This window comes from Verrucomicrobiia bacterium, assembly GCA_035946615.1.
Taxonomy (GTDB): domain Bacteria; phylum Verrucomicrobiota; class Verrucomicrobiia; order Limisphaerales; family UBA8199; genus DASYZB01.
In genome coordinates, this window is the sequence record DASYZB010000084.1 from 46,428 (window position 1) to 54,460 (window position 8,033).

General features: G+C 57.1%; 7 protein-coding genes and 1 tRNA gene. 6 read left to right on the forward strand and 2 right to left on the reverse strand.

Features of this window, described 5'->3' with window-relative positions:
- The first annotated feature begins 72 nt into the window (after positions 1–72).
- The 5 genes from VG146_12340 (at position 73) to rpoD (ending at position 6,205) form a co-directional block, all read left to right on the forward strand.
- A complete protein-coding gene (locus VG146_12340; protein ID HEV2393138.1) occupies positions 73–597 on the forward strand; it encodes a hypothetical protein in 525 nt (174 codons plus the stop codon).
- Positions 598–748: 151 nt separating this feature from the next.
- Positions 749–2,872: a serine/threonine protein kinase gene (locus VG146_12345; GenBank protein ID HEV2393139.1), complete on the forward strand. Its 2,124-nt coding sequence runs from the start codon at positions 749–751 to the stop codon at positions 2,870–2,872.
- A gap of 64 nt (positions 2,873–2,936) precedes the next feature.
- Complete coding sequence (locus VG146_12350) at positions 2,937–3,944, forward strand: DUF1080 domain-containing protein (protein HEV2393140.1); 1,008 nt, start codon at positions 2,937–2,939, stop codon at positions 3,942–3,944.
- Positions 3,945–4,047: 103 nt separating this feature from the next.
- A tRNA-Ser gene (locus tag VG146_12355) sits at positions 4,048–4,140 on the forward strand.
- Positions 4,141–4,342: 202 nt separating this feature from the next.
- Complete coding sequence (gene rpoD / locus VG146_12360; protein ID HEV2393141.1) at positions 4,343–6,205, forward strand: RNA polymerase sigma factor RpoD; 1,863 nt, start codon at positions 4,343–4,345, stop codon at positions 6,203–6,205.
- Positions 6,206–6,246: 41 nt separating this feature from the next.
- Here rpoD and VG146_12365 read toward each other — a convergent pair whose 3' ends face one another.
- Entirely contained in the window at positions 6,247–6,612 is a 366-nt protein-coding gene (locus VG146_12365) for a response regulator (GenBank protein HEV2393142.1), read from the reverse strand.
- A gap of 278 nt (positions 6,613–6,890) precedes the next feature.
- Between VG146_12365 and VG146_12370 the strand changes: the two genes are divergently transcribed.
- The gene (locus VG146_12370) at positions 6,891–7,790 is read left to right on the forward strand and encodes a hypothetical protein (protein HEV2393143.1); all 900 of its coding nucleotides are present in this window, start codon (positions 6,891–6,893) and stop codon (positions 7,788–7,790) included.
- 135 nt (positions 7,791–7,925) lie between these two features.
- Here VG146_12370 and VG146_12375 read toward each other — a convergent pair.
- A partial coding sequence (locus VG146_12375) for a hypothetical protein (GenBank protein HEV2393144.1) occupies positions 7,926–8,033 on the reverse strand: 108 nt, incomplete at its 5' end.

Below are 8,033 nucleotides of genomic sequence, written 5' to 3' on the forward strand. Positions count from 1 at the left end.
TCAATTTACCAGCCAAGCCAACTTGCCGCTTGAAGCCGATGCAAACGCATTCAGGACGGCGCGCTGGGTGAGTTGACCCTGCTGCGTTGCTATTGGGACGGCGGGTCGCGGGATGGCGTCGAGCGGCAGCCTGGGGAAACCGAGATGCATTACCAAATCCGGAACTGGTATTATTTTACCTGGCTCTCCGGGGACCACATTGTCGAGCAGGACGTCCACAATATCGATGTGGCGAACAGGATAAAGGACGGGCATCCGGTGCGCGCCCAGGGCATGGACGGACGGCAGTTGCGCAAGGCCAAGCGCCACGGCCAGATTTTCGATCATCATTTTGTCGAGTTCGAATACGCCGACGGCACGCGTATGATGAGCCAATGCCGCCAAATCCGCGGCTGCTGGCCAAAAATTTCCGAACATGCGCGTGGGACCAAAGGTGAAGCCGACCTGAACAACGACCGCAATGGCTTTGTCATCAAAGGGGCCAATGCGTGGCGTTATCCCCGGCAAGCGCGGCGGATCGATCCCTACCAGCAGGAACACGACGACTTATTTGATGCTATCCGCAGTGACAAACCCTATAATGAAGCCGAATTTTAGATTCGATTGTAGGAAGACCATCCGTGGTCAATATGGCCCGGTTCCGCCCGGCGCCACCGCACCGGGACAGCCATGATAGCCAACGGCGGTTCGCAAGCTCGGGTTGACAAGGAAAGCGCGCCGAAAGACCATTAATCAGGTGCGTTTCAATATGACAGGTTCAACCACCGCCTGGCTGGCCCGGCGGCTGGCGCGCCTCCCGCTATTGCTCTCGAAGCATCTTTGGGTTTGGCCGATGCTGGGGGCGGTCTTGTTGAGCCTGACCGGTTATTGGGTGCGCACGCGAGTCGAGGAGGTCACACGGGCCGAGTTGGCGTCGCGATTAAGCGCCTTGTTAAGCGCTGACGTGGCGGCGTTGCGCCTATGGTTTTCGGAGCAGGAATCCGATGCAAAATCCTTCGCGTCAGACGTGCGCATCGATGGGGCAATTGTCCAATTAGCCGCGATGGCCAAAGACTCGAATACGCCGCCAGAGGTATTGGCCCAGTCGGAGGCCGCCCACACGCTGCACCTTTACCTAATACCTTTGCTGCAGTCCCAGCATTACCTGGATTACGTGGTTCTAGGCACTGATGGAAGGATTCTGGCCTCCCCCCATGCGCGCCAAGTTGGTCGTGTGGTCCCGCGCGGTTACCAGTTTCTGCTGCAGCGGGGGCGTGGAGGCCGAACGGCGGTCTCCCGGCCCTTTGCCCGGGAAGGCAACCTGAGCCAGCGCGCCGAAGGCCCGACGATGTTCGTCTCTTCGCCTGTGCGCGCAACCAATAACGCGGTCGTGGCGGTGCTCTGTTTGCGCATGAAACCGGAGGGGGAATTCAGCCAGATTTTCTCCGTCGCGCGCATGGGAGAAACGGGCGAGGCCTATGCCTTTGACCATCGGGGAGTGATGCTGACGGCGTCCCGTTTTGACCGCGAATTAAAAATACTTGGCTTGATACCCAAATCGCCCGAGGCGACCTCGATACTCAATCTGCAACTGCTCGACCCGGAAGTGGACCTCGAGACGGGCGACCGGCCAGACCGGCCAAGGCGGTTTCTCAGCCTCACGCGAATGGCGGCTGCGGCCATTCGCGGCGACGACGGCGTGGATGTGCAGGGCTACCGCAATTACCGCGGGGTGCGTGTGGTTGGGGCCTGGGCATGGTTGCCCGAATTCGGCATAGGGGTTGCCACCGAGGTATCGGCCGAGGAGGGCTTTCAAACGCTCTACATGCTGAGGCGCGCGTTCACGGTATTGTTTGGGCTGGTGGTATTGAGCGGGGTGGCGATTTTTGCGTTTGGCCTGCTGGTTGAGCGGCTGCAGGCCTCATTGCGCAAGAGCGCCCTCGATGCGCGGCGGGTTGGCCAATACGTTCTCCTGCAGGAAATCGGCCGAGGGGCGAATGGAATGGTTTATCGCGCGCGGCATGCCTTGCTGCGCCGGCCTGTGGCCATCAAGCTGCTCAGCCCGGAGTTGACCAACGAGGCCAGCGCCGCTCGCTTTGAGCGCGAGGTGCAAATGACAAGCCAGCTTACTCATCCCAATACAGTAGCCATTTACGATTACGGGCGAACGCCCGAGGGTCTGTTTTATTATGCAATGGAGTACCTGCACGGCATCGATTTGGACCAACTGGTCCGCAAGTTCGGTCCCCAACCCGAGGGCCGCGTCATCCATATCTTGCGCCAGCTTTGCGGCTCTCTTGCCGAGGCGCACCGGATTGGACTCATCCACCGCGATATCAAGCCGGCAAATATTCTCCTAACCCGGCGCGATGATGCCTGTGATGTCGTCAAGGTGCTCGATTTCGGCCTGGTCACCACACTCCAGCGCGACTCGCCGGACCGGGCGCCTTCCCATGCGGTGGTGGGCACGCCGCATTTCATGTCGCCCGAGGCCATCGCGGAGCCCGCGCGCGTCGATGGCCGCAGCGATGTCTATTCCGTTGGGGCTGTCGGCTATTGGCTTCTGACTGGAAAAACCCTGTTCGATTCCGAGAGCGTGGCAGAACTGCTGGAGAAACAGATCAAGGTCGTGCCACAGCGCGCTTCCGACCGGCTCGGCGACCCCGTCTCGGCCGACCTGGAGCGGTTGGTTATGCGTTGCCTGGCCAAAGAGCCGGAGGGCCGGCCCGCCGGGGCGCGTGAGTTGGATGAGGCCCTGGCACGCTGCTCCGCTGCCCAGACCTGGACGATGGTGCAGAGCGAACGCTGGTGGACCGAGCATGCCAACCATTTGGAGACCGTCTCGGCGCCCAAGATGGCCGAAAAGACCCTCGTCATAGCAGACCGCCTGTGATCGTCCCTACCCAAGCCGCCGCTTTGCTCTTGCAATGCTCCTTTGGCCAGAGCATAAAAAACCCATGTTTCGACCAGCAAAATCATTCCTGTGTTCTCTTCCAATTGTTCTCATCACCCTGGCTGCTTCAGCCGCAGACAACCCGTTCCTGGGCCAGTGGGAGCTGACAATACCTGGCGGTGCGGCCGGCTGGCTCGGCGTTCAGGAGACTGATGGCCGGTTGGGCGCCAGTATGCTCTGGGGCTGGGGTAGTGTCGAGCCGGTCGCCGCCGCGAAAATCGAGGACGGCAAGCTGGTCCTGACCCGCAACTACACGGTTCAGCGCAAGAATGCTGAAGGCAAAAGGGAGAAGGTGAATCTCTCTGAAACAATCACGGGCAGCGTGGATGAAGATAAGGTCAATCTCACCAGTGTGAAGCCTCGCGAGAATGGGCAGGGGGAGGATGTCGCGGAATTTAGCGGCCGCCGGCAACCCCCGATGCCACCCGCACCCGACCTGACGAAAGTCAAATTCGGCCGTCCAATGCGGCTTTTTGATGGGAAAGACCTCAAAGGCTGGCGGCTGACGGACCCTAACGCGCTGAATGGGTGGAGTGTCCAGGACGGGCTGCTCGTCAATAATGCTGTCCAGGAGAAAGGGCAGCCGCATAAGAATTATGGCAACCTGCGGACCGACCGGGAGTTTAATGATTTCAACCTTAAGGTCGAGGTGCGAGTGGATAAAGGCGAGAATAGTGGCGTTTATTTACGGGGGATTTATGAATGCCAGGTCGAAGACAGCTATGGGGAGGCACCCGACTCGCACCACATGGGCGCTATTTATAGCCGCATCACACCGACTGTGGCGGCCGAGAAACCACCGGGGCAATGGCAGACGATGGACATCACCTTTGTCGATCGGCACGCTACAGTGATTTTAAATGGAACCAAAATCATCGATAACCAGCCGGTTATGGGCTGCACCGGCGGGGCTTTGTGGTCGGATGTCTCGCGGCCCGGCCCCATCTACCTCCAGGGCGATCACACCGGCATTACGTATCGCAGCCTCGTCCTGCGCCAAGCCCTCGAATGAGGCGCGCCGGTCGTCCCGTAATTCAAAGCGCCAATCATCATTCCCTTGACTGGTGGGCAGCAGGCTTTATGCTGCTGCGGCAAGCGCAAGCTTCAAAGGCTTTGGAGAGATGGCCGAGTGGCTGAAGGCGGCGGTTTGCTAAACCGTTGTACGGTCAAAAGCCGTACCGGGGGTTCGAATCCCCCTCTCTCCGCCAGTTTCATTTCGTTTCACCATTTCGCACGTCTTCCTTCTTGCTGTTGCTATCAGGCGGCAGTAGTTTGATAAAAGCCATGATCGCAGTTGCAGACGATATAATATTTTTGCAGACACGGCGTTGCTTGCTTGACTCATCGAGAGCCTCTTCTCATATTATGCTCTCAATTTTGATTGGTGTTTTGATTTGAATTTGAAGTCGTATGGCCAGAACCAAGGTTAGCAAGCCGGCAGCAAAACCAACCCTTCAAAAAACCTCGGCAGCGGCTTCCAACTCTGCGGACCATTCACCCCAACCGCCGGCCAATGGCGCAAGCACCCAGCCCTGCGCCTCAGCGCATCAACCAGGCACAGCCGCCGGAGTTGAAAACAACGGCAGGGCCGGCATTGGGCTTTCGATGGCGAAAGGCGAACTGCTCGGGGCGCATTCGAAAAATCATGCGACTGAACTGGCGGAAAAGATCAAAGAGCTTGTTCGTCTGGCCCAGGAACAGGGCTACCTGACCTACGGTGATATCAATGATGCTCTGCCCGATACGCTCATCACCCCGGAAGACCTGGATGAGATTTATATCAAACTGCGCAATCTGGAAGTCGAGATCGTCGATCAGGCGGAAGTGGACCGAATCAAACAACCCGAGCCTGAGGAGGAAGATGAGCGTTCGAGACTGGACATCCTGGATGATCCGGTCCGCATGTACCTCAAACAGATGGGCCAGGTCCCGCTCCTGACCCGCGAGCAGGAAGTCGAGATTTCCAAGCGCATCGAAAGCGCCGAAAATGACCTCAAGCGCGCCATCTACCGCCTCGGTTTCACCGCCAAAGAGCACATCGCCCTAGCCGAGAAGCTGATTTGTGAGCCTCCCAAAGAGCGCTTTGATCGAGTCATCCTCGACAAAAAAATTGAAGGCCGTGAGAAGCACATTCGGGTCTTGCGCAAGATGGTCAAGCGCGTGCGCGCCCTGGACCAGGAGATCGATGAGCACTACACCTGCTGGCAAAAGGAAACCTCTCCTTCCGCCCGTGACCGGGTTTGGTCCCGGTTCAAAAAACTGGATCGCAAGCTGCAGAATGTTTTCGGCAAGTTCTATTACAAGCAAAAAGTAATCGAGGAGATGGCCCTGGTAGCCGAGAATATTCAGGAAAAAATCCAGCTTAGCGCCCGAACCCTTAAGGAACTCCAGGCCCAACATCCAAACCACCCCTACCAGGCCATTCTCGAAGCGGAGGAGCAAAAAATGCTGGCCCTCGAGGAATTCGTCCGGATGCCGCATTTGGACTACCTGGAGGCTTACAAAGAATTGAAAGAGGCCGCCGGCAGGGCCCTTGAAGCCAAAACCGAAATGGTGGAGGCCAACCTGCGCCTGGTCATTTCCATCGCAAAAAAATACACCAACCGCGGCCTCTCGTTCCTGGACTTGATACAGGAAGGCAACATGGGCCTCATGAAGGCAGTGGAAAAGTTCGAATACCGCCGTGGATATAAGTTCTCGACCTATGCCACCTGGTGGATTCGCCAGGCCATTACCCGGTCCATCGCCGACCAGGCCCGAACGATCCGAATCCCGGTGCACATGATTGAAACCATCAACAAGCTCATGCGCACTCAAAAACGCCTGCTCCAGGATTTCGGACGCGAGCCGAGCCCGGAGGAAATCGCTGACGAAATGCAGTTTCCCGTCGATCGAGTTCGTGCCGTTCTGAAGATGGCCCAGCAACCGATCTCCCTGCAATCACCCGTGGGCGATAACGAGGACGCCAATTTCGGCGATTTTATCGAAGATAAGAATACTGAGAGCCCGTCTGAGGTGACGAGTTTTAGCTTGCTACGAGACAAATTGAGCGACGTGCTTTCCAGCCTCTCGGAACGGGAGCGCAAGGTGCTCGAATTGCGCTTCGGCCTGGGAGACGGCTACTCCCGGACACTCGAAGAGGTCGGGAAACAGTTTCGGGTGACGCGTGAGCGCATCCGACAGATCGAGGCCAAAGCCCTCCGCAAGATGCGCCATCCGACGCGCATTCGCCAACTCCACGGCTTCCTCGAAGTTCAACCCGTCGAACAGTAACGCCGGGCCTGGCAGTTTATGTGGAGTTCCGCATAAACAGCTTAGTTCTTGGGCAAATGCCGGTTCACCTCGGCAAAAAGTGTTTCGAGCGATTCTGTTTTTCGCATGAATCCATCAGCGCCGGCCGCGCGAGCTTTATCAATAAGGTCCTCCCCTGTCAGACCCGTGAAAATAATGACTGGGATGTTGGGGTGGCTTGTTTTGAAATGACCCAATAGATGCAGCCCGTTTTCCCCGGCGAGGTTTACATCGAGAATGGCAAGACTCACCGGGAATTGGCGCGCCTTGGCTTTGGCTTCGTCCCCGTTTGTGGCGGTCGTAACCTCCAAGCCTTTCTTGCGAAAATAGAGCGAGAGCAACTCACGAATCGGAGCTTCGTCATCAACAAACAGGATGTGCGGCTTCACGCCCGCTTCTTAACAGGCTGCAGTCCCAAATGCAAGCCACACCGCACCAAAACGAACTACCGTCGCGAAAAATCGAGGTGCCGGTCAACTCCGCCCCCCGTCCTGAGCGTCGCTTTTCCTTGCCTTCGGAAAGTATAAAGACAAATTAGAGGCTGAATGCAGCTTGCGATTTGGAAAGAAAGCCCCTTGAAAGTTCTTTTGATAGCTGGCGCTTGTGTCGAATCTTCTGCAATTGGGGCGAATGCGTTCAGCTTGCTGGGGCCTTTTGAGCCGCTCAGATGAAGAATCCGCTATTCATAATCGCCGGCGCTCTCATCGCTTTGACCTTGGCGACGGGCGCAGCCACGCTTTCCGAGATATACTCCAGCCAAGGCCACCTCATCATGGCCCAACTCGCCTCAGCTCCATTCCCCCATCCTCAACGCGGCCAAGGCCGGGAGTATAAAGGCCAGGTTTACTCCGCAGAAAAGCATTATGCCGACAGCACGGTGGCCATTTTCATTCCCCAGGGCTTTCGTGAAACGGGCCGAATCGATTTTGTGGTCCACTTTCATGGTTGGCGAAACCACGTGGCGCAAGTTTTGCCGCATTACCAATTGATCGAGCAGTTTACCGCGAGCCGCCGAAATGCCGTGCTGGTGGTGCCGCAAGGCCCATACGATGCCCCCGATTCCTTCGGGGGCAAGTTGGAAGACCAGGAGGGCTTTGGCAGGTTCATGCAGGAAGTGATGGCGACCTTGCGCGACAAATCACCTTTGACCAACCGGCATGCTGTCCTAGGCAACATTATTCTTTCGGGGCACAGCGGAGGTTACCAAGTCATCTCCTCGATTCTTGACCACGGCGGATTGAGCGACCACGTCAAGGAGGTATGGCTCTTTGACGCGCTCTATGCATACCTTGACAGATTCCTGGCTTGGTTCGAAAAGGAACATGGCCGGTTGTTGGACCTTTACACCGACCATGGTGGGACCAAAGAAGAAACCGAGCGGCTCATGGGGATTCTCAAGGGCCGTGGAGTGCCCTTCTTTGCTGGGAAAGAATCCGAAGTAACGGCCAGCCAACTGCATCAATCCCAGCCCATATTCCTCTACACGGGCTTGGAGCACGATGCGGTCATCCAGGGGACCCGGGCATTTCAACGCTTCCTGGAGTCGAGCGGCCTGGAAAAGTTTTGAGCCTCTGCTCCATCTACGCTGCCCTTCGTATAGGCAGGCTGGCAGCAAAATAGCGGGCAATGGCCTTGATAGCCCGTATTTATGCGGACATCTGCGCAACCAGGGTTAGGGCACGTCAATAAATAACATTTACAACTAGTGAGGGCGAATAACATAGTTCCATTCGCCGTGGAAGCGTGAGGGTGTAATGTTAATCCTAGCCATCTCCTCATCGGTAACCTTCCGCCCGGGACTGTAGGTGCG